This window comes from Rosenbergiella gaditana (assembly GCF_018494065.1).
Lineage (GTDB): Bacteria > Pseudomonadota > Gammaproteobacteria > Enterobacterales > Enterobacteriaceae > Rosenbergiella > Rosenbergiella gaditana.
Genome location: NZ_JABBFR010000071.1, coordinates 1 through 299 on the forward strand (window position 1 = coordinate 1; position 299 = coordinate 299).

1 tRNA gene is annotated in these 299 nt (G+C 47.8%); it reads left to right on the forward strand.

The window, feature by feature from the left end:
• Window positions 1–113: 113 nt before the first annotated feature.
• A tRNA-Glu gene (locus HH682_RS15480) sits at window positions 114–189 on the forward strand.
• Window positions 190–299 lie beyond the last annotated feature (110 nt).

Below are 299 nucleotides of genomic sequence, written 5' to 3' on the forward strand. Positions count from 1 at the left end.
GGAACCTGCGGTTGGATCACCTCCTTACCTGTAAGATACATGACTGCGTAGTGCTCACACAGATTGTCTGATGAAAAAGTAAAGAAGCAAGGCGTCTTGCGAAGCAGACTACTGTCCCCTTCGTCTAGAGGCCCAGGACACCGCCCTTTCACGGCGGTAACAGGGGTTCGAATCCCCTAGGGGACGCCACTTGCTGGTCTGTGAGTGAAAGTCGCCGACACTATTATCTTAAAGTTGACTTACGAGTCGCCTTTAAGATATTGCTCTTTAAAAATCTGGAAACAAGCTGATAAATTGAA